The organism is Amaricoccus solimangrovi (assembly GCF_006385685.1).
Taxonomy (GTDB): Bacteria; Pseudomonadota; Alphaproteobacteria; order Rhodobacterales; family Rhodobacteraceae; genus Amaricoccus; species Amaricoccus solimangrovi.
In genome coordinates, this window is record NZ_VFRP01000030.1 from 23,780 (window position 1) to 43,635 (window position 19,856).

Consider the following 19,856-nt stretch of genomic DNA (forward strand, 5'->3'; position numbering starts at 1 on the left):
CGGTGAGCGCGCGACCCTATACCGGTCGCTGAGGGGGAGGGATCGGCGGCGGCGTGATCGGGGCTCGATTCTGGTGATGCACGCTGTCGCGGGGCTAGCGGGACGGCGTAGTGACAGGGGCGAGCACGCGATGGCACAGAGGCGCGAAGGAGGCTCCATTGACCCGCGACATGTCGGTCGAGATCGCGACGAAGATCACCGCGCCCTTCACCGTGGCCGCGGTCGGGGATCTCATCATGCCGGAGCCGCTCCGGCGCTCCGACCCGCGTTTCGAGGCGCTGGTGGGTCACCTCCGCGCCGCCGACGTGGGGTTCGCGAACATGGAATCGAGCCTCATCGACCTTCCCCGCTTCGCCGGAGGCGCGGTGGCGGGCACGGCGGCCCCGCTCGCGATGGGCGAGTCGATCAGGGCCATGGGCGTGACGATGATGAGCCGCGCCAACAACCACACCTTCGACTGCGGCCTCGCGGGGATGATCTCGACCGACGCCGCGCTCGACGCGCTCGGGATCACCCACGCGGGGACCGGCGCGAACCTGCAGGAAGCGCGCGCCGCGCGGTTCCGCGAAACCCCCAAGGGGCGGGTGGGCCTGGTCAGCTTCTACTCGATCGCCGACACCGGGCATTTCGGCCCGACCTATGCGAGGACGGAGGCGACGGCGCGCACCGGGAGCATCGGAGGGATGCCGGGCGTGAACCCGCTGCGTGTCACCGGCTACAACGTGGTCTCGCCCGATCATCTCGAGCGGATGAAACGCCTCGCGCACGAGATCTATGGCGAACGGCCCGGCGCGAGCGAGCCGGCGGCGGACGGACGGCCCGAGCGGCTGCGCTTCTTCGACCAGTGGTACCAGGCGGGCGAGGACGTGGGCGCGATCCAGTTCGACATCGACCCCGCCGACCGCGGCGCCATTCTCGCGAGCGTGCGGAACGGAAAGATCTATTCCGATTTCCTGATCGCCACGATCCACGCCCACCAGACCGGCCGGTTCGATCCGACGCTCGCCTTCGGCAAGGTCAAGGGGATGAAGGAGGCGATCGACCATCATCCGGCGAATTTCCTCGCCGAGATCGCCAGGGCCAGCATCGACGCGGGCGCGGACATGTTCGTGAGCCATGGCGTGCACGCGCTGGCGGGGATGGAGATCTACAAGGGCCGGCCGATCTTCTACGGCCTTTCCAACTTCGTCTTCCAGTTCGGGCTCCAGTATGGCGCGAGCTCCGACGTGATGGAGAACTGGAAGACGAAGAACGAGCTCGAGAACCCCGCAAGCCACGTCGCGATCCTCGTCACCTGCCATTTCGACGGCGGAGAGTTGACGGAGGTGCGCGTCCACCCCGCCGACCTCGGCGGGGCGAAGCGGCCGATCTCGCAAATGGGCATCCCGCTCGTGCCCGAGCCCGAGGACGCGGCCCGGATCCTCGCCGACTTCGCCGCGTATTCCGCCCCGTTCGGCACGCACGTCGAGATCGAGAGCGGCGTCGGAGTCGTTCGCCTCGGCGCCGTGACTCGGGTGCGCTGAGCCGTGCGCGCCGCGTGATGACCGTTCCAACTTTGTGATGTGAGGTTCGAACGGCCTGTCCGACGCGCTATGTTCACGGGAACATGGGTCCGAGGGGATCCGGGGAGGAAGGGATGATCGCGACCGATACGCTGGCGAAGCCGGAGGAGCCGCGGCTGACGTCGCTGTCCCATGGCGGCGGCTGCGGCTGCAAGATCGCGCCGAGCGTGCTGTCGCGCATCCTGCGCGGGGAGGCGGCGATGCCGGTGCCCGAGCAGCTGCTCGTCGGGATCGAGACCTCCGACGACGCGGCGGTCTGGAAGCTCAACGATACCCAGGCGCTGGTGGCGACGACTGACTTCTTCATGCCGATCGTGGACGATCCGGCCGATTTCGGGCGGATCGCCGCCACCAACGCGCTCTCCGACGTCTATGCCATGGGCGGAACGCCGATCATGGCGCTCGCCATCGTCGGCATGCCGATCAACGTGCTGTCGCACGAGACCATCGGCGCCATCCTCGGCGGTGGCGCGGCGGCCTGCCGCGACGCCGGAATCCCCGTGGCCGGCGGGCACACGATCGACTCGGTCGAGGCGATCTACGGCCTGGTCGCGCTCGGGCTCGTCCATCCCGACCGGGTCCGCGCGAACGCGGCGGCCCGGCCCGGCGACGTTCTGATCCTCGGCAAGCCGCTCGGCGTCGGGGTGATGTCGGCGGCCCTGAAGAAGGGCGCGCTCGACGCCGATGGCTACGCGCAGATGATCGCGACGACCACGAGGCTCAACACGCCCGGGCCGGAGCTCGCAGGCATCGAGGGCGTGCATGCGATGACCGACGTGACGGGCTTCGCGCTCGCCGGCCACGCACTCGAGATGGCGCGAGGCTCGGGATGCGACATCCGGCTCGACTGGGAGGCCACGCCCCTGCTCGCCGGGGTCCGCGATCTCGCGCGCCGCGGCTTCGTGACCGGCGCTTCCGCCCGCAACTGGGCGAGCTACGGCGACGAGGTGGTGCTGCCCGCGGGGTTCCCGGCGGAGGACCGGGCGCTCCTGAGCGACCCGCAGACCAGCGGCGGCCTGCTCGTCACCTGCGATCCCGCCTCCGCGGAGGCGGTGCTCGCAACCTTCCGCCGCCACGGCTTCGCCGAGGCGGCGGTGATCGGCGGGGTGGACGCGTCCGACGCGCCGCGCCTTCGCGTGAATGCATGAAAGAGGAGACGATCCGGTGACGGACGAGAGCACTTACAAGGTCGTGTGGCCATCCAGCCCGCGCCAGCACACAGGCCACAAGCTCGCGAAACGCCTCGATGATCTCGACGGCAAGGTGGTCGCCGAGCTCTGGGACTGGGTGTTCAAGGGCGACATCATGTTCGACGTCTGGGAGCGCGAGCTCAAGGCGCGCTACCCCAACATCACCTTCGTCTCCTGGCGCGAGTTCGGCGAGATCCACGGCGCCAACGAGCACAAGGTGCTCGAGGAACTGCCGCAGAAGCTCAAGGATTTCGGCGTCGACGCCGTGATCTGCGGGGTAGGCTGTTGAGGCTCCTGCACGGCCGCCGTGACGCGTGCCAGCGTACTTGTTGAAAAACTGGGCTATCCGACCGTCACCATGCTTTGCTCCGGGTTCGTGAACCAGGGCAAGATGACGGCGAAGGGATTGGGGATGCCCAATCTCCCGCACACGATCCACCAGGGTCATGTGAACATGGTTCCCGACGACCAGCTCGAGAAGACCGTCGCCGGTCCGATGCTGGAGCAGGTCATCCAGGGCCTGACCGTTCAGCCGCCGGAAGCGCGGATGGCAGGCGAGCCGGGAATGCGCGACATCATCTTCGAAGGCACCTTCGAGGAGGTCAACGAGCACTTCCTGGAGAAGGACTGGAGCGAGGGCCTGCCGGTCGTTCCGCCGACGCTCGAGAGGGTCGAGGAATTCCTGCGCTTCACCGACAAGAAGCCCGAGGAGGTGCTGGGCAAGGCCCTGCCGGACTCGCGCGACGCGACGGTCTGGAGCGTCGCGGTGAACGGCGTCATGTCGGGCTGCCGGCCCGAGTACATGCCGGTGCTCGTCGCCATCGTCGAGGCGATGATGGATCCGGTGTTCGGCCACGAACACCTCGGCCACACGCCCGCGACCGAGACGCAGATCATCGTCAACGGGAAGATCCTGAAGGAATTGGGGTTCAACTTTGGACAGGCCGCGCTCCGGCCGGGCTTCCAGGCGAACACCAGCGTCGGCCGGTTCTGGCGCATGTACATGCGCAACGTCTGCGGCTTCATCCCGCACGGCACGGACAAGGGCTGCTTCGGCGGCAACTTCCGCATCGTGCTCGCGGAGAGCGAGGACCTGACCCACGAGATGGGCTGGCCCACGCACGCGCAGGAGGAGGGCTACGAATACGGCGAGAACGTCGTGACCATTACCGCCTGCACCGAGATGACCCAGGCCATCGAGGTGGGCGATCCGAACGCGGAGCAGATCCTGAAGAACATCGAGGCCCGTATGGCCGACAACAACATGTTCATTCAGTTCTTCTTCCGGGGGATGGTGACGCGGCCGCTCGTCGTGATCACGCCGGCGATCCTCAAGGTCCTGACTGACCAGGGATGGACCAAGGAGCGGGTGCGCAAGCACTTCTACGAGAATGCCAAGCTCCGCGTCTCACGGCTGTCCGGCATGATCCTGAACCGCTTCTACCGGGGCATCAACGAGAAGTGCTGGCCCGAACAGCTCGGCACCTCGATGGACGTGGAACGCGACATCCAGATGGTCTCGAAGCCCGAGGATTTCCTGATCGTCGTCGCCGGCGATCCGGACCGCGACCACACGATGATCGGTTCGGGCAACGGCTACATCGGCTTTCCCGTCACCAGGAAGATCGCGCTGCCGGAGAAGTGGGGCGAACTGCTGGCGGAAACCCGGAACAAGAAGAAACAGGGAGCGATACAGACATGAAGCGACCAATCACGGCCCTCGGGGGCCTTCCGAGCGACAGGGCGGCTGGGTTCGGCCGTCGCGACCTGATGCGGGCCGCCGGACTGGCCGCCCTCCTCGGCGCCTCCGGCGGCCTGGGCCTCGGCCTTCCGGCCGCCGCGCAGGACGAGGCGCTCATCGCGGCGGCCCAGGAAGAGGGTCACGTGATGCTCTACACGGCGTCCGAGGAGTCGATCATCGCCGCGCTGAGCGCGGCGATGAGCGACAAGTACGGCATCACGCTGGAATATCAGCGGTTGAACTCCCGCGACGTCGCCGGCCGCTATTCGGCCGAGGCGGAAGCCGGCAAGACGGTGGCGGACGTCATCCTGACGGGCGATCCGATCCTGATCGACGATTTCTCGGCCAAGGGCTGGATCGCGCCGATCGATGCCAGCCAGATCCCGGGGTTCGACGCCTGGCCCGCCGAGTTCAAGAACGACCATTCGGTGATCGTGTCGATCAATCCGCAGACGGTCGCGATCAACACCGACAATCTGAAAGCACCGATCACCAGCTGGCAGGATCTGCTGCGTCCCGATCTGAAGGGCCAGATCGTCACAGTGGATCTCAAGCGCGTCGGCCTGGTGGCCTTCGCAGCCTACGATCTGATGCTCAAGACCTATGGCGAGGAATTCCTCACCAAGCTCGGGCAGCAGGACCCGAGGCTCTTCGACAGCGGCCCGTCGGCGATCCAGCAGCTCGCGTCGGGCGCCGCGGCGGCGTACTTCCCGGCGTCCACCACCCAGTCCCAGTCGATGATCGACATGGGCGCGCCGGTCCAGGCGATCATCCCGGAGGGCGAACCCTACACCGGCGTGATGTCGCCCGTGGCGATCTCGGCCAACGCGCCGAGCCCGAACGCCGCCCGGCTCTTCGTCAGCTTCGTCATGAGCGAGGAGGGGCAGAAGATCCTGAACGAGCACACCGCCTCGCCGAACAACACCCCCGGCACCGGTGAGCTGAAGCCGGGCTTCGTACCGCCGGACATGGAATCCTCGGCGGCCAACAAGGACAAGATCATCCAGCTGATGGGGCTCTGAGGCGAAACATCGCGATACAACCGGGCTGGCGACGCCGCCAGTCCGGCGGGCAGACGCGCGCCGAAGAAACTCCGATCCCGAAGATCGAAGGGTTTTTCCAGAATGCCGAACATGCAAGTCGCCAGCGGTCCGGCGCGAATGGCCCGCCCCGGCTGGTTTTCCAACCCGATCGGGCTGCTGGCCACCGCGCTCCTGATCGGCGTCGGCTTCCTCGTCCTCTATCCGGTGTTCCTGCTCATCGAGCGGGTCATCGCCAATCCCGGCGAGGATGGCCTCGGGATCGACGCCTCCATCTGGGGCACGCTTCTCAACACGTTCCTGATCGTGGGAGGGAGCAGCATTCTCGCGCTCGCCTTCGGCTCGCTGCTCGCGATCATCAACGAGCGGACCGATGGCAGCATCCGGGGCCTCGGCACCTTCATGCCCGTGGCGCCGCTGATGCTTCCCTCCATCACCGGCGTGCTCGGCTGGGTCGTGCTCTTCGATCCGCGCGTCGGCATGGTGAACGTGATCCTGCGCGACGTCTTCGGCTTCGCCGCCGGATCGGGCGAAGGGCCCATCAACGTCTACTCCTGGGGCGGCATGCTGCTTGCCTACACCGTCCATCTCGTGCCGGCGATCTATCTCATCATCGCCGCCGCGCTCCGAAGCCTCGATCCCTCGGTCGAGGAAGCGTCTCGGATCTTCGGGGCGGGTCCGATCCGCACCTGGTGGCGCGTGACCCTGCCCGCGATCCGGCCGGCGCTGTTCGAGGCGTGGCTGCTGTCGGTCATCAACGCGATCGCAATGTTCGCCGTGCCCGTCATCCTCGGCACCGGCGCCGGCGTCGAGGTGATCTCGGTCAGCATCTGGACCTATCTCACGCAGTATCCGCCCAACCAGCAGGCGGCGATCGTCCTCGCGGGTGGCATGCTCGCGGTCGTCCTGCTGCTGCGCGGCATCCAGTGGCGTTTGGTGCCGAGCGGACGGCAGGCGGTGATCGGCGGTCGTGGCGTGCGCGGCACGATGGCGAGCCTCGGCGCGCTCCGCCACGTCGCCCGGGCCATCGTGATCGGCTACATCCTGATCTCGCTGGTCCTGCCTCTGATCGGTCTCTTCATCGTTTCGCTGGAGCCGTTCTGGACCGCCAATGTCCCTTGGGAGCGCCTCTCCTTCTCCAACTACACGCGGATCCTGACCCAGAACCCGACCACCATCCGGGCGCTCGTCAACTCGCTGATCCTCGCCGCCATGGGCGCGACGATCTTCATGGCGGTCGCGGCCTTTCTCCGGCTTTACGCCCGGCAATCCACCGGACAGACCGGCAAGGGGCTGTTCAGCCGCAGCTTCGACGGCATCGTGGACTTCGTGACCTCGATGCCGGCGACCCTGCCGCACAGCATGGTGGGCGTCGCCTTCATCCTCGCCTTCAGCCGCTGGCCGCTGGACCTCTATGGCACCATCTGGATCCTTCTGCTCGCCCACGCGGTGATGGAGCTGCCCTACGCCTCGGCCTCGGCCAAGTCGGCCGCGAGCTTCATCGGCCGGGAACTCGCGGAATCCTCTCGGATCTTCCGCGCCTCCGAGGGAACGACGATGTGGAGGATCCTGGTTCCGCTGGCGCTGCCCGGCCTCGCGGCCGGATGGGTGCTCGTCTTCATCAAGATCCTCGGCGAGGTGACAGCCTCGGCGATCCTGGCGGGCACATCCAATCCCGTCGTCGGCAGCGTGCTGCTTGACCTCTGGCTCCAGGGCAACTTCCCGATGATGACCGCCTTCGCGCTGATCATCTGGGTGATCACCTCCGTGCTGGTCATTCTGGTCCTGTGGCTCAACAACCGCAATCTGGCACGCGCGCGCTGAACCCCTCCGAGGACCGCCGCGGGGCGCCGTGCGACGGCTACCGCGGCGTGCCTCACCCTGCAATCAGGAGCATACGCCATGGCAATGGGCGATACCGATCTCAGCGCTGAGATCAAGCAGTACAACCGCGAGCGCGCCGAGACGGTCGTGAAGAACCTGCGCGAGAAGTACATGGACGGCTACTTCGTCGAGACCCGCGAGGACGCGCTCAAGCTGGTTCTAGACCTGATCCCGGAAGGCGCCCAGCTCGGCCGGGGCGACTCCGTCACGCTGAACCAGATCGGCGTGTTCGAGGCGCTGACCGAACGGGGCACGAACGAGTTCATCAACCCGGTCCGGACCGACGTGCAGGGCTACAACCCCCCGCGCGAGGAGCGCCGCAAGATGCAGCGGATGACGCTGCTCTCGGACATCTATCTCACCGGCACCAACGCGATCACCATGGGCGGCACGATCGTCTCGACCGATGGCTCGGGCAACCGGGTCGGTGCGATGATGTTCGGCCCGAAGAAGGTCATCATCGTCTGCGGCTGCAACAAGATCTGCGCCGACGTCGACGACGCGCTGCGCCGCATCCGCGACTGGGCCGGCCCGGTCAACGCCTGGCGGCACCGGCTGAAGCACCGCAAGGACGACGGCCTCGGCTGGGGCGTGCTGCGCTACACCGCGATCATCGACGGCAACCAGCCGGTCGAGCAGGGCAAGATCTGCGTGATCCTCGTCAACGAGGACCTGGGTCTGTGATGGCCCGCGCGGACATCGGAATGATGATTTCAGGGAGGCATCAATGACCCCGAGAAGCTGGCTGATCGTGCCCGCCGACAACGAGGAGAAGATCGCCGCCGCGCTCGGCTCCGCCGCCGACGCCGTGATCTTTGATCTGGAGGACAGCGTCGCGGCGAGCGAGAAGGCGCGCGCGCGCGACATCCTGCGGGGCCTCGGCGCCCGGACCGCCGGGGGCCCATCGCGCTGGGTGCGGATCAATCCGCTCGAGAGCGAGTTCTCGGGTCCGGACATCGGTTGCTGCGAGGAGCTTGAACTCGACGGTCTCGTGCTGCCGAAGGCCGAGGAAGGCGAGCAGGTCCGTCGTCTGGCCATGGACGTGATGGAGGCCAGCTGGCGGCTGCACGCGATGGTCGGCGCGACGCCCGCGAGCCTCTTCGGCATGGACTCCTTCATCGGCGCCGCCGCCTCGCTCACCACGATGAGCTGCGGCATCGACGACCTCTCGACCGCGCTCGGCGCCTCGTCGAAGTTCGACGCCGACGGAAGCCTCAGCTTCACCTATCGTCTCGCCCGGTCGCTCTGCCTCACCGCGGCGCGAGCGGCGGGGGCGCAGCCGGTCGACGGCGTGTTCCGCGACGTCACCGATGTCGAGCGCCTGCGGCGTGAGGCCGAGGCCGCGCGGCGCGAGGGCTTCACCGGCAAGCTCGCGATCGATCCGTCCCAGGTCGAGGTCATCAACGAGGCCTTCACGCCGACCGCCGAGGAGGTCGCGGCGGCGCGGGCGATCGTCGCCGCCTTCGAGGCCGAGCCGCGGCGGGGATCTCTGGCGGTCGGGGCGCGGCTCATCGACCGTCCGCGGCTCGCGCAGGCCCGCGGAGTTCTGCAGCGCGCGGGCGCCGCGAAGGAGTGAGCGCGATCGGGCGGGCACAGGCCGCCTTTGCCGCGGCGCCTCCATCCAGGGGCGCCGCGTTCGGCGTCCGCTCGGACGGGGCCGAGACGCCGCCGCCCGCAACATTGATGGACGATCTGGTTGACGATCTCGCTATCGTGACCTAGCTCTGGTGCCGGCGGGGGACGAGTATCGCGGGAGAGTTCTGTCGCATGGAGCAGTTGAAGGTGGATTCGTCGAAGTCGGCGAAGCCTCTCGCCCAGGCTGCCGTCACCGACCGCATCCGCCAGGCCATCCTCGAGAATGACCTCGCGCCCGGACAGCGCCTCATCGAGGCGGAACTCTGCGATCTCCTCAAGGTCAGCCGCGGCACGATCAGGATCGCGCTTATGGATCTCGCACACGAGGGTCTCGTCGAGCGCGTCGCAAACCGGGGCGCGCGCGTGCGGGTGGTAACTCTCGAGGAGGCGCTCCAGCTGGCCGATGTGAGGCTGGCCGTGGAGAGCCTCTGCGTCGCCCTCGCGGCCGAGCGGATCACGGACGCCGAGGCGGCGACGCTCCGCGCGCTCGGCGAGGACCTCAAGAGGTTCGAGGCGGAAAACGACGTCGCGGGCTTCGCGAGCACGACGCACCGGATCTTCCTGACCTACGTCGCCGCCTCCGGGCAGGTCGTCGCACGGGAAGTTCTCGAGCGGCTGCGCGACCGCAACGCCCGCCACCGCTTTCGCCTGTCGTTCCGCCCGGGCCGCGCGAAGGTCTCGCTGCCGCAGTGGCTCGAGATCATCGACGCGATCTGCCGCCGCGACCCCGAGGCCGCGCAGGCGGCGCTACGGCGTCACGTCGACAGCGTCAAGGAAGCGATGATCGCCGTCTCGAGGGACGCGCTCGTGCTTACGAAACACGTGTCCTGATTCTGGCACGGGCGCGGCCCTTCGGGAAGGAAGCGTTTCGGGCAAGGTGCGCGGCTCGATCTTTCCGTATGGCAGATCATCAACTCGACGCGAGGAGCGGGGGCAACCGCGGCGTGAAGCGACGGAACCCGCCCGCTCGCGCGTCAAACGATCCATCATTTCGAAGCGTTCGAGCAGTTCATGAAGAGACAATCCGCATGCTGAGGGGCCGGCTTCCGCGGCTTGCCCTGGCTACCGCCTTCATCGCAGTCGCGGCGGGCGGCGCGCTCGCGCAGGGGCGCGGCGGGCAGTCCAGCGATCCGAAGCCGGTCGGCGTGATGGATGTCGCCGAACAGGCGGTGCCCTTCACCGTCGAACTGCCCGGGCGGGCCGTCGCGTTCGAACAGGCCGACATCCGCCCGCGGGTTGAGGGCGTCATCAAGGACATCCCGTATCGGCCCGGCGTCCCGGTCAAGGTAGGCGACGTGCTGTTCCGCATAGAGGACGACAGCTACCAGGCGAACCTCGCCGCCGCCGAGGCCGCGGTCTCGCAGGCGGACAGCGCGGCGCAGGCGGCCCAGGTCACGCTCGACCGCTATACACAGCTCGAGGGCGCCGGTGTCACCAAGGAGACCGTCGACGCGGCCCGGGTCGCGCTCCTGCAGGCGCAGGCGACGCTGAAGAGCGCGCAGGCCTCGCTAAAGACCGCCCAGCTCGAACTCGACTGGACCGAGATCCGGAGCCCGATCGACGGCATCCCCGACGTCGCCGCGGTCTCGGTCGGCGCGCTCGTCACCGCGAACCAGACCGACGCGCTCACCACCGTGACGCGGCTCGATCCGGTCTACGTCGACGTGGCGGAATCGAGCGCGAGGATGCTGCGGGTTCGGGAGCGGGTCCGGGCGGGCAGCCTGAAGCTCGGCGACAAGATCGGCATGACGCTGACGCTCGAGAACGGGCAGGTCTACGACGCGACGGGCGAGATCGTCAGCCCCGGCATCCTGGTCTCGCAGACCACGGGCACCTTCAACATCCGCGTCCGCTTCCCGAACCCCGACCGCCAGATCCTGCCGGGCCAGTTCCTCCGCGTTCAGGCGATGCTCGGTACCACCCAAGGTATCCTCGTCCCGCAGATCGCCACCAGCCGCTCCTCGACGGGCGTGTTGACGGCCTTCGTCGCGCGGAGCGGCGAGGCAGTTCAGGTGACGCTGGCCGACGCTGGATCCTACGAGAACGCCTGGATCGTAAACGAAGGGCTGGACCGGGGCGACAAGTTAATCGTCGACGGCCTGAAGAACCTGCGCGCGGGTGCCAAGATCAAACCGACCGAGGTGACGATCGGCGCCGACGGGCTGGTTCAGGACGCCCCGGCGGCACCCGCGGACGCACAGGCGGCGCCGGCCGAGGCCGGTAACTGACCGCATGGCCCGCTTCTTCATTCACCGCCCGATCTTCGCAATGGTGCTCGCCATCGTGACGATGCTCGCGGGCGGCTTCGCGATCACCCGGCTCGCCGTCTCGCAATATCCCGACATCGCGCCGACGACCGTGCGCGTCTCCGCCACCTATTCCGGCGCGACGGCGGAGGCGGTGCAGAACTCGGTGACGACGACGATCGAGGACGCGCTGACCGGCATCGACGGCCTGCTCTACACGGTCTCGACCTCCAGCGAGGGCTCGGCCTCGATCACGCTGACCTTCGACGAGAGCGTCGATCCGATCGAAGCGCAGAACGAAGTCCAGACCAATATCCGCCAGATCGAGAGCCAGCTTCCGACCAGCGTCCAGCAGCGCGGCGTCCGCGTCCGGCGCTCGAGTTCGTCGATCCTGATGGTCGGCGCCCTGGTCTCCCTCGATGGCAAGCGCAGTCCGGTCGAACTCGGAGATATCCTGACCAACTCGGTCGAGGACACGGTCCTGCGCACCACGGGCGTCGGCGACCTCAATGTCTTCGGCTCAGGCTATGCGATGCGGATCTGGCTCGACCCGATCGCACTGGCGCGCTACGCGCTGACGCCGAACGACGTCACTTCGGCGGTCGAGGCGCAGAACACCACGGTCTCGGTCGGCTCGCTCGGCGATTTGCCGAGCACGCGGGGCCAGCAATTCACCGCGACGATGACGGCGCAGAGCCAACTCCGGACAGTGGCCGACTTCGAGAACATCCTGCTCAAGACGGACGAGACCGGCGCCGCGGTCACGCTCGGCGACGTCGCCCGCGTCGAGATCGGCCAGGAGAACTACGGCTCGAACTCGCGCTTCGACGGCCTGCCCGCCGCCGGCTTCGGCGTCAACCTCGCGACCGGGGCCAACGCCGTCGACACCGCCGCGGCGGTGCGCGCCACGCTCGACAGGCTCGCGCCTTCCCTCCCCTCCGGCGTCGAGTTCCGGATCGCGCATGACACGTCGCCCTTCGTCGAGGCCTCGATCGAGAAGGTCTACCACACGCTGATCGAGGCGATCGTCCTCGTCCTGCTCGTCATCCTCGTCTTCCTGCAGAACTGGCGCGCGACGCTCATTCCCATCGTCGCCGTGCCCGTCGTCCTCCTCGGCACCTTCGCCGTGCTCTGGGGCCTCGGCTATTCGATCAACACGCTGACCATGTTCGCGATGGTCCTCGCCATCGGCCTGCTCGTCGACGACGCCATCGTCGTCGTCGAGAACGTGGAGCGGCTGATGCGAACCGAGGGACTTTCCCCGATGAAGGCGACGGAGAAGAGCATGGGCCAGATCACCGGCGCGCTCATCGGCATCGCCCTGGTTCTCTCGGCCGTATTCCTTCCGATGGCCTTCATGGGCGGCTCGACCGGCGTGATCTACCGGCAGTTCTCGGCGACGATCATCACCGCCATGCTGCTCTCGGTGCTGGTCGCGGTCATCCTCACCCCCGCGCTCTGCGCGATCCTGCTCAGGCCCCACGCGGGCGAAGGCTTCGCGCCGGCGCGCTGGTTCAACCTGGGCTTCGACGCGCTCACGCGGGGTTATGCCGCCGCGGTCCGGCGCATCGTCGCTCACCCCTTCTGGATGCTGCTCGTCCTCGGACTCCTGGTGTTTGGCGCCTGGCAGCTCTACGGCCGGATAGACTCGTCCTTCCTGCCCTCGGAGGATCAGGGCTCGGTCATGGCGCGGATCCAGCTCGGGGAGGGCGCGACGCAGGCGCAGACCATCGCCGCGGTCGAGGATGTGGAGCGGTATCTGAAGAGCGCGGAACCCGACGGCCTCGCGTCCACCTTCGCCGCGCTCGGCTTCGGTTTCGCGGGCACCGGGCAGAACACCGCGATGATGTTCGCGAGGCTCAAGGATTTCGCGGACCGGACCGACCTCAACCTCTCCGCGAGCGCGATCGCGGCCCGGGCCAACCGGCATTTCGCAGGTTATCGCGCGGGCCAGGTATTGTTCATGCAGCCGCCGGCGATCCCGGGGCTCGGCAATACCGCCGGCTTCTCGATGTATCTCGTCGACCAGTCCGGCGCCGGCATCGACACGCTGATCGAAGCGGCGAAGACGCTGGAGCAGACCGCGGCCGGCGATACGCGCGTCGCGAACGTGGTCGCAGAGGGCGTCGACGCGGAAAGCGCGCTCCGCATCAACATCGATCAGCAGAAGGCGGAGAGCTTCGGGCTCAGCCTCTCCGACCTCAACCAGATGCTCTCGGTGATCTTCGCCGGCGACGAGGTGAACGATTTCGTGCTCGGCGACTCGCTCCGGCCCGTGATCGTCGAGGCCGACGCGCCCTACCGGATGCAGCCGGGCGACATCGACGACTGGTACGCGCGCAACGACACGGGCGAGATGGTGCCGTTCCACGCGTTCGTCACCACCGGCTGGGCGCCGGTCACGCCCAGCCTCGCCCGATACAACGGCTCGACCGCGCTCCAGATCTCGGGCGAGCCGGGCGCGGGCGTCTCCTCGGGCACGGCGATGGATGCGATGGAGGAGCTGGTGTCGCAGCTCCCCGGCGGCTACGCCGTCGCCTGGACCGGCATCAGCTACCAGGAACGCCAGTCGGGCGACCAGGCGCCCTATCTCTACGCGCTCTCGGTGCTGGTGGTCTTCCTCTGCCTGGCCGCGCTTTATGAGAGCTGGACCATCCCGCTCTCGGTGATGCTCGCCGTCCCCGTCGGTGTGCTCGGCGCGCTGGCGGCCGCCCTGTTCTTCGGCCAGGCGAACGACGTCTATTTCAAGGTCGGCATCCTCACCACCATCGGCCTCGCCGCGAAGAACGCGATCCTGATCGTCGAATTCGCGGCCGATCTCGAGAAACAGGGGGAGAGCCTGCTCGACGCGACGGTGGAGGCCGCGCATCTGAGGCTTCGCCCAATCCTGATGACCTCGCTCGCCTTCTCGCTCGGCGTGCTTCCGCTCGCGATCGCCACCGGCGCGGGCGCCGCCGCGCAGAATGCGATCGGCGTGGGCGTGCTCGGCGGCATCCTGACCGCCACCTTCATCGGCGTGTTCATGGTGCCGGCCTTCTACGTCGTGGTCCGCCGGACCTTCGGCAGCCGGAAACGCGCGACGCCCAGCCAGGGAATGAGACCCGCCGGATGACGTCGAAGCTCAGCCTCCTGAAACGCCCGCCCGCGGGTCTGGCTCTGGTCCCCGTCGCCTGCCTGCTCGCCGCCTGCGCCGTCGGCCCCGACTACCACGCGCCCTCGATCTCGCTCTCCTCCCGCTTCGCCGAGAGCGGCGCGGCGAGCGACGGCGACGTTGCCCTGGAACGCTGGTGGACCGGCTTCGGCGATCCGACGCTGAACGCGCTCGCCGATCAGGGTCTCGCGCAGAACCTCGACATTCTGACCGCCGTGGAGCGGATCAACCAGTCCGAGGCGGTCCTGCGCGCCACCGGTCTGCCCGCGCTCGTCTCGGGTGATATCGCCGCCGGCACCGGCCGCTCGAAGCAGCAGGGTTCCATCGCGACCGAGTCCTCCGCGACCGCCGCGGCCGATCTCGTCATCGATCTCTTCGGCGGCGAGCGCCGCGCCCAGGAACAGGCGACGGCTCAACTCCAGGCCAGTGAGCTCGATGTCGGGACCGCGCGGCTCGCCTTCCTCTCCAGCCTTGTCGGAGCCTATGTCGATGCGCGCTATTATCAGGAAGCCGCCGCGATCACCCGCGGCCTGATCGAGAGCCGCCAGCAGACCCGCGACCTCGTGAAACGCCAGCAAAGCGTCGGCCTTGCCACCGATCTCGATGTGCTCCAGTCACAGGCGCTGCTCGATCAGACACGAGCGACCCTGCCCGCGTTCGAGCAAGGCTTCGCAAGCTCGGTCTTTGCCATGGCGACGCTGCTCGCGACGCCGGCGGCCCCCCTGATGACGAGCCTCCAGCGCGGCGCCGCGCAGCCCCGTCCCCCGGCGGGCGCCGGGGCCGGCATCCCCGCCGATCTCTTGCGCAACCGTCCCGATGTCCGCGCCGCCGAGCGGAGCTACGCCGCCGCCGTCGCGAACGTGGGCGTGGCGGAGGCCAGCCTCTATCCGAGCCTGGACCTCGCAGGGGCGATCACAGCCTCGAACCCGTCGAGCTGGAGCTTCGGCCCGGCCCTCGTCATTCCGGTCCTGAACCAGCCCCTGCTGCGCGCGAGCCGCGATCAGGCGATCTCGGAGGCGAAGCAGGCCGAGCTCGGCTGGCGCCAGACCGTTCTTTCCGCCGTCGAGGACGTGCAGACCGCGCAGGGAGCCACGATCCGCGGCCGCCGGGAGCTATCCGCGCAGCGGGCGGCGACGGAGAACTACGGCCGCGCCCGTGATCTTTCCCAGCAGACCTACGAGGCCGGCACCACCACCTTCCTCGATTTTCTCGATGCCGAACGCTCGGCCGGAACCACGGCCCTCGCCCTCGCCCTCTCCCGGCGCAGCCTCGCAATTGACTGGGTCTCACTCCAGATCGCTGCCGGTCGCGGCTGGGCCGCCGGCCCGTGACATTGCCGCGCGGCTCAGCCGCCGGTTCCGCGGGACGGCGAAGCTGTCGGCCGGGCCCCGCGTCACCCTCACCCGACCAGGCGACTTACCTCCATGCCGCTTCCGATCGGAAGGAGGACGCTGGCGAGCGCGGGCAGCCCGCCCACGCGCGTGGCGTAGGCGTCGATGGGTCGTGTCAGCGGAGGTGGTGTAGGAGCGCCGACCTTCGGAGAGGTCCGAGCCTGCTCAGGCGGCCACGGCGGGCAGCCTGACGGTGGGATTGTCGGTGACACGCGCCAGGCTTTCAAGATGTCGTCATGGGGCGGCCTGGAGCGGATACGCTGGGCGCGTCCGGCATCGGGGAGGAAGACGGCATGAAAGCCTTCATCGGCATCGACGTATCGCTCGCGAGTTCGGCGTTCTGCGTGCTCGACGAGCACGGAAACATCCTGAAGCGCGCGCAGGTGGTCAGCGAGCCCGAGGCCTTCGTCGCGTTCCTCCGCGAGCTGCCCTGGCCCATCGAGGCGATCGGCCTTGAGGCCGGACCGCTCTCGCAATGGCTCCATCGCGAGCTCGCCGAAGCCGACTTCGAACTGGTCTTGATGGAAACGCGCCAGGTCAAGGCGGTGCTGAAGGCGATACCGGTGAAGACAGATCGCCGGGACGCGGAGGGCATCGCCCAGTTGCTCCGCATGGGCTGGATCCGCCCCGTCCACTGCAAATCCGTTTCCGCGCAGGAGCTTCGCGCTTTGCTCAGCGCCCGCGGGGCGGTCCAGAAAGCCGCGCTGGACATCGAGCAATCGCTGCGCGGTGTGCTTCGCAACTTCGGTCTGAAGCTCGGTCGGATCAGCCCAAGCCGCTATGAGGCGCGAGTCCGCGAACTTCTGGCGGACAATGCCATGCTCGAGGCAGCGGCCACCGCCATCCTGAAGGCTCGCGCGGCGCTGCGAGCGGAGTTGTCCGTCCTCGAGGGTCGGCTTCGCGATCTCGCCCGGCGGGACGAGGTCTGCCGGCGGATGATGACGATGCCCGGCGTCGGCGCCGTGGTCGCGCTGACCGTCCGCGCGGCCATCGATGATCCGGCAAGGTTCCGTTCGTCCCGCGATGTCGGTCCCTGGGTCGGGCTGACGCCCCGACGCGATCAGTCCGGTGAACGCGATCTCGTCGGGCACATCACCAAGGCGGGAGACGCGATGCTGCGAACCGTCCTGTTTCAACGCGGCGACGGTGATGATGCATCGGGCTCGCCCCTGCTGGCTCAAAGCCTGGGGTTCGCGGGTGGCCGGCCGGCGTGGGCAAAAGCGCGCGACGGTCGCGGTGGCGCGCCGCATCGGGGTGGCTCTTCACCGCATGTGGATGGACGGCACGGACTTCCGCATGACCCGAGACACGGAAACGGTCGCGATCATCGTCTGTCAAACGAACTGGGGATTTGACCCCGCGTATTGCCGCAAGTGAGAATGTTACCGAGCCGAGCCTCACCATTCGCGCATCATGCGGCGCTGTTGAGGGAGCGCGCGATGAGCGCGATCTCCTGTTCGAGCAGCTCGACGCGGAGGAGCCTTACAAGTTTCTGGACCGAGCGGGGCCCGACCAGATGGCCGCCGTTGCGATGGGTCAGCCTCTCCTGGATGGCAGCCGCGGTCAGCGTCGGATCGACAGTGAGCCAGACGCGGACTTCGGCGACATAGGGATCCAGGCGCGACGGCCGACGCTGGATCGGCTTCGTTCTGCGATAGGCCCGACGGTGAAGCCGGGGAGGCGATTCCGACCGGGCGATGCTCGCGACCGTCGTGCGATCCTGCTCCGTCACGGGCGCGGCTTCGGCTTCTCGCGCGCCCTTCAACCCGCGCCGATCCACCCGTTGTCCCAGCTCGTCCTGAGCCTGGCGGATCAGGCGCATGAGCTCCACCGGGTCGGATGCCGCGCGTAGCTCGAGCACGCGCTCCCGTGTCGCCGGGGAAAGATCCTCACGCGCCAGGAGGCGCGCCGCCGGCGTCGTCGGCCGATCCCAGGTCTTGCGCACCTTCGCGCCAATCCGGACCTTCGATCTGAGCTTGAACGAGGGCTGGTAAAGGTTAACGTGCAGGCGGGCAGCGGCGTAGAGCCGGCCCAGGGAATGCGCGGTATCGAGACCTTCGAGGCGCCCGTATCCGATGAGGCGGCGGACGATCGCCCCGTTCTTCTGTTCGACCCAGGCCTGATCGTTCTTCTTGTAGGCGCGAGACCGGGTCACCGTCAGGCCATGGGCGCGGCACCATGGCACGACTTGGTCGTTCATGAAGCTGCCGTCGTTGTCGAAATCGATGCCCCCGAGCGGGAAGGGAAACAGCGCCATCGCCGCCTCGAGCTCCTTGACCACCAGGGGCGCGCTCCGCGTCACCACCGGCACGCACTCCGTCCAGCCGGTCGCGATATCGGTCAGCACGAGGGTCTGGACGAAGGATCCCGCGACATCGGTGCCTCCATGCGCGACGAAATCCGCCTCGACGAAACCGGGCGCCGGATCGCCCCAGTCGTTGAACGTTCGGACCGGAACCTCGCGCCGGATCGCCGAGCTCATGCCAGCCCTCCGTCGGCGTCCCGCCTGAGCGGAGATGCGCGCTTCCGCGAGCAGCCGGTCGATCGTCGCCGGGCTCACCTTCAGGAGTTGGGTGGAGAGATCGCTGGCATCGTCGATGACCCCATGACGGATCGCCGCCGGCAAGAGCAGCGGGATCATCTCCCGGAGCCGTTTCGAGCAGACCCGATCCGACAGGTTCCAGAGCACGAGCAACGCCGCCCGCACCTCGGCGCCATAGCTCGCCCGTCGGCCGCGCCGCTTCGCCTTCGGCACGGGCTCCCGCGCGAGCAGTCGGATCGCGTGCTTGCGGTGATAGCCGGTCAGCGCGGTGAACTCGTCGAGGATGCGGCCGCGCTCATCACGATCGCCGCGTCGATACCGATCTCCCACAGCCGCCAAGAGCTCCGCGCGCGTCGCCATGCTGATCCTCCGAACCATCCGTGCTCCGCGACAAGGTCACTCCCTCGCGCGACGCTATCCGGCTCAGCCGCCGGTAACAGTTTCAATGAGGCAATGCGCCCCGTTGTCGCACCGAAGAACTGACCCCTGTTCATGATGCGTTGGTTTCGAGTTCAGCGGGCGCCGTTCCGGCCTTCTGCGTTCACATCGAGCCGCGCGAAGGTGTCGCCACCCTCGGTGAAGCTCGCCGAGGCGAAATGATCGAAGCCGAGGCCGATGCGAGGCATGGCGCGGTCGCCGCCGAGGATGTACGCGGCGCGGACCTGGCCGGAGGTCGACCACTGGACGTAGTCGGCGGGCACGGGTGTGCCCCTCCAGCTTCGGTGATCTCGACGTCGCCGTACCCGAAACTGAGCGCGGCGGAAAGCTCGAGCGCGTCGAAGCGCCGTTTCACAGGCTGTCGATCGCCACCTGGTCGGTGGCGCTGAGGCCGGTGATCGCCTCGGCGATCGGGCCGTCCACCGACTCGACCGCCTTCAGCACGCCCTTGCCGCCGAAGCGCGACGCGTTGCCGTCGCGCAGCTCCACCGCCTCGTGCGCGCCGGGCGAGGCGCCGGAGGGAACCGCCGCGCGCCCCATGGCGCCGTCCTCGAGCAGGACATCGACCTCGACGGTCGGGTTGCCCCGGCTGTCCAGGATTTCACGCGCTACGACGTCGATGATGACCGACATGGTCAGACCCTTTCGGTTTCGAACATGTCGGCGCGCGCGGCGTTGCGCGGGCTTCCGTCGAGCTCCACCGGTAACTGCTCGATGCGAAGCAGGTTCGTACTGCCGGGAACGCCGAAAGGCACACCAGCGGCGATGGCGATGATGTCACCCGCGCCTGCGAAGCCGCGGTCGGCGGCGGCCCCGCAGGCCATGGCCACGATGGCGCGCCCCCCCTCGGCGGGCGGGGTGACGATCGGGAAGGTGCCCCAGACGAGCGCGAGCTGGCGCGCGACGGCGGGGCTCGGAGTGAGCGCCGCGATCGGCGCGGGCGGGCGGACGCGGGCGGTTCTGAGACTCGTCGCCCCGGAGTCGATGTAGGTGACAAGGGCCTTCACCGGCAGCACGGCGGCGGCCTCCCGCGTCA

At 68.2% G+C, this 19,856-nt stretch carries 14 protein-coding genes and 2 pseudogenes; 12 read left to right on the forward strand and 4 right to left on the reverse strand.

Going from position 1 to position 19,856, the window contains the following annotated elements; all coding sequences use genetic code 11:
• The first annotated feature begins 158 nt into the window (after nt 1-158).
• The 12 genes and pseudogenes from FJM51_RS19920 (at nt 159) to FJM51_RS19980 (ending at nt 17,217) form a co-directional block, all read left to right on the forward strand.
• Nucleotides 159-1,523 carry a CapA family protein gene (locus FJM51_RS19920; RefSeq protein ID WP_181164659.1) on the forward strand — a complete coding sequence of 455 codons (1,365 nt, stop codon included), beginning with the start codon at nt 159-161 and terminating at the stop codon, nt 1,521-1,523.
• 113 nt (nt 1,524-1,636) lie between these two features.
• The gene (gene selD, locus FJM51_RS19930; protein ID WP_140455894.1) at nt 1,637-2,710 is read left to right on the forward strand and encodes a selenide, water dikinase SelD; all 1,074 of its coding nucleotides are present in this window, start codon (nt 1,637-1,639) and stop codon (nt 2,708-2,710) included.
• A gap of 43 nt (nt 2,711-2,753) precedes the next feature.
• Nucleotides 2,754-4,454, forward strand: a complete 1,701-nt coding sequence (locus tag FJM51_RS23920) for a UGSC family (seleno)protein (RefSeq protein WP_438502770.1) — start codon at nt 2,754-2,756, stop codon at nt 4,452-4,454.
• Nucleotides 4,451-5,515, forward strand: coding sequence for an ABC transporter substrate-binding protein (locus tag FJM51_RS19940; protein WP_181164661.1), 1,065 nt, complete (start codon nt 4,451-4,453; stop codon nt 5,513-5,515). Before FJM51_RS23920 ends, FJM51_RS19940 begins: the two co-directional genes overlap by 4 nt.
• Nucleotides 5,516-5,626: 111 nt before the next feature.
• Nucleotides 5,627-7,357 (forward strand): ABC transporter permease, encoded by a 1,731-nt coding sequence (locus FJM51_RS19945; RefSeq protein WP_181164662.1) that lies wholly within the window; start codon nt 5,627-5,629, stop codon nt 7,355-7,357.
• 78 nt (nt 7,358-7,435) lie between these two features.
• Nucleotides 7,436-8,101, forward strand: coding sequence for a lactate utilization protein (locus FJM51_RS19950; protein ID WP_140455898.1), 666 nt, complete (start codon nt 7,436-7,438; stop codon nt 8,099-8,101).
• A gap of 43 nt (nt 8,102-8,144) precedes the next feature.
• A complete protein-coding gene (locus FJM51_RS19955) occupies nt 8,145-8,993 on the forward strand; it encodes an HpcH/HpaI aldolase/citrate lyase family protein (RefSeq protein ID WP_140455899.1) in 849 nt (282 codons plus the stop codon).
• A gap of 191 nt (nt 8,994-9,184) precedes the next feature.
• Entirely contained in the window at nt 9,185-9,883 is a 699-nt protein-coding gene (locus FJM51_RS19960; RefSeq protein ID WP_140455900.1) for a GntR family transcriptional regulator, read from the forward strand.
• 197 nt (nt 9,884-10,080) lie between these two features.
• Nucleotides 10,081-11,280, forward strand: coding sequence for an efflux RND transporter periplasmic adaptor subunit (locus FJM51_RS19965; RefSeq protein WP_140455901.1), 1,200 nt, complete (start codon nt 10,081-10,083; stop codon nt 11,278-11,280).
• Between the two features lie 4 nt (nt 11,281-11,284).
• A complete protein-coding gene (locus FJM51_RS19970; RefSeq protein ID WP_140455902.1) occupies nt 11,285-14,410 on the forward strand; it encodes an efflux RND transporter permease subunit in 3,126 nt (1,041 codons plus the stop codon).
• Entirely contained in the window at nt 14,407-15,780 is a 1,374-nt protein-coding gene (locus tag FJM51_RS19975; protein ID WP_140455903.1) for an efflux transporter outer membrane subunit, read from the forward strand. Before FJM51_RS19970 ends, FJM51_RS19975 begins: the two co-directional genes overlap by 4 nt.
• Nucleotides 15,781-16,133: 353 nt before the next feature.
• Nucleotides 16,134-17,217, forward strand: a pseudogene (locus tag FJM51_RS19980) (IS110 family RNA-guided transposase).
• A gap of 34 nt (nt 17,218-17,251) precedes the next feature.
• Here FJM51_RS19980 and FJM51_RS19985 read toward each other — a convergent pair.
• The 4 genes and pseudogenes from FJM51_RS19985 to FJM51_RS20000 all read right to left on the reverse strand — a co-directional run.
• Nucleotides 17,252-18,742 carry an integrase catalytic domain-containing protein gene (locus FJM51_RS19985; RefSeq protein ID WP_181164663.1) on the reverse strand — a complete coding sequence of 497 codons (1,491 nt, stop codon included), beginning with the start codon at nt 18,740-18,742 and terminating at the stop codon, nt 17,252-17,254.
• A gap of 152 nt (nt 18,743-18,894) precedes the next feature.
• The gene (locus tag FJM51_RS19990) at nt 18,895-19,083 is read right to left on the reverse strand and encodes a hypothetical protein (RefSeq protein WP_140455905.1); all 189 of its coding nucleotides are present in this window, start codon (nt 19,081-19,083) and stop codon (nt 18,895-18,897) included.
• 97 nt (nt 19,084-19,180) lie between these two features.
• Nucleotides 19,181-19,453: pseudogene (eno, locus tag FJM51_RS19995) on the reverse strand (phosphopyruvate hydratase); the annotation flags it as partial.
• Nucleotides 19,454-19,455: 2 nt separating this feature from the next.
• A partial coding sequence (locus tag FJM51_RS20000; RefSeq protein WP_306419453.1) for a pyruvate kinase alpha/beta domain-containing protein occupies nt 19,456-19,856 on the reverse strand: 401 nt, incomplete at its 5' end.

What these genes read in the sequence shown, in the direction of transcription:
- selD (WP_140455894.1), top strand. Translation starts at nt 1,637, where the DNA reads ATGATCGCGACCGATACGCTGGCGAAGCCGGAGGAGCCGCGGCTGACG.
- FJM51_RS19940 (WP_181164661.1), top strand. Translation starts at nt 4,451, where the DNA reads ATGAAGCGACCAATCACGGCCCTCGGGGGCCTTCCGAGCGACAGGGCG.
- FJM51_RS19945 (WP_181164662.1), top strand. Translation starts at nt 5,627, where the DNA reads ATGCAAGTCGCCAGCGGTCCGGCGCGAATGGCCCGCCCCGGCTGGTTT.
- FJM51_RS19950 (WP_140455898.1), top strand. Translation starts at nt 7,436, where the DNA reads ATGGCAATGGGCGATACCGATCTCAGCGCTGAGATCAAGCAGTACAAC.
- FJM51_RS19955 (WP_140455899.1), top strand. Translation starts at nt 8,145, where the DNA reads ATGACCCCGAGAAGCTGGCTGATCGTGCCCGCCGACAACGAGGAGAAG.
- FJM51_RS19960 (WP_140455900.1), top strand. Translation starts at nt 9,185, where the DNA reads ATGGAGCAGTTGAAGGTGGATTCGTCGAAGTCGGCGAAGCCTCTCGCC.
- FJM51_RS19965 (WP_140455901.1), top strand. Translation starts at nt 10,081, where the DNA reads ATGCTGAGGGGCCGGCTTCCGCGGCTTGCCCTGGCTACCGCCTTCATC.
- FJM51_RS19970 (WP_140455902.1), top strand. Translation starts at nt 11,285, where the DNA reads ATGGCCCGCTTCTTCATTCACCGCCCGATCTTCGCAATGGTGCTCGCC.
- FJM51_RS19975 (WP_140455903.1), top strand. Translation starts at nt 14,407, where the DNA reads ATGACGTCGAAGCTCAGCCTCCTGAAACGCCCGCCCGCGGGTCTGGCT.
- FJM51_RS19985 (WP_181164663.1), bottom strand. Translation starts at nt 18,742, where the DNA reads ATGGCGACGCGCGCGGAGCTCTTGGCGGCTGTGGGAGATCGGTATCGA.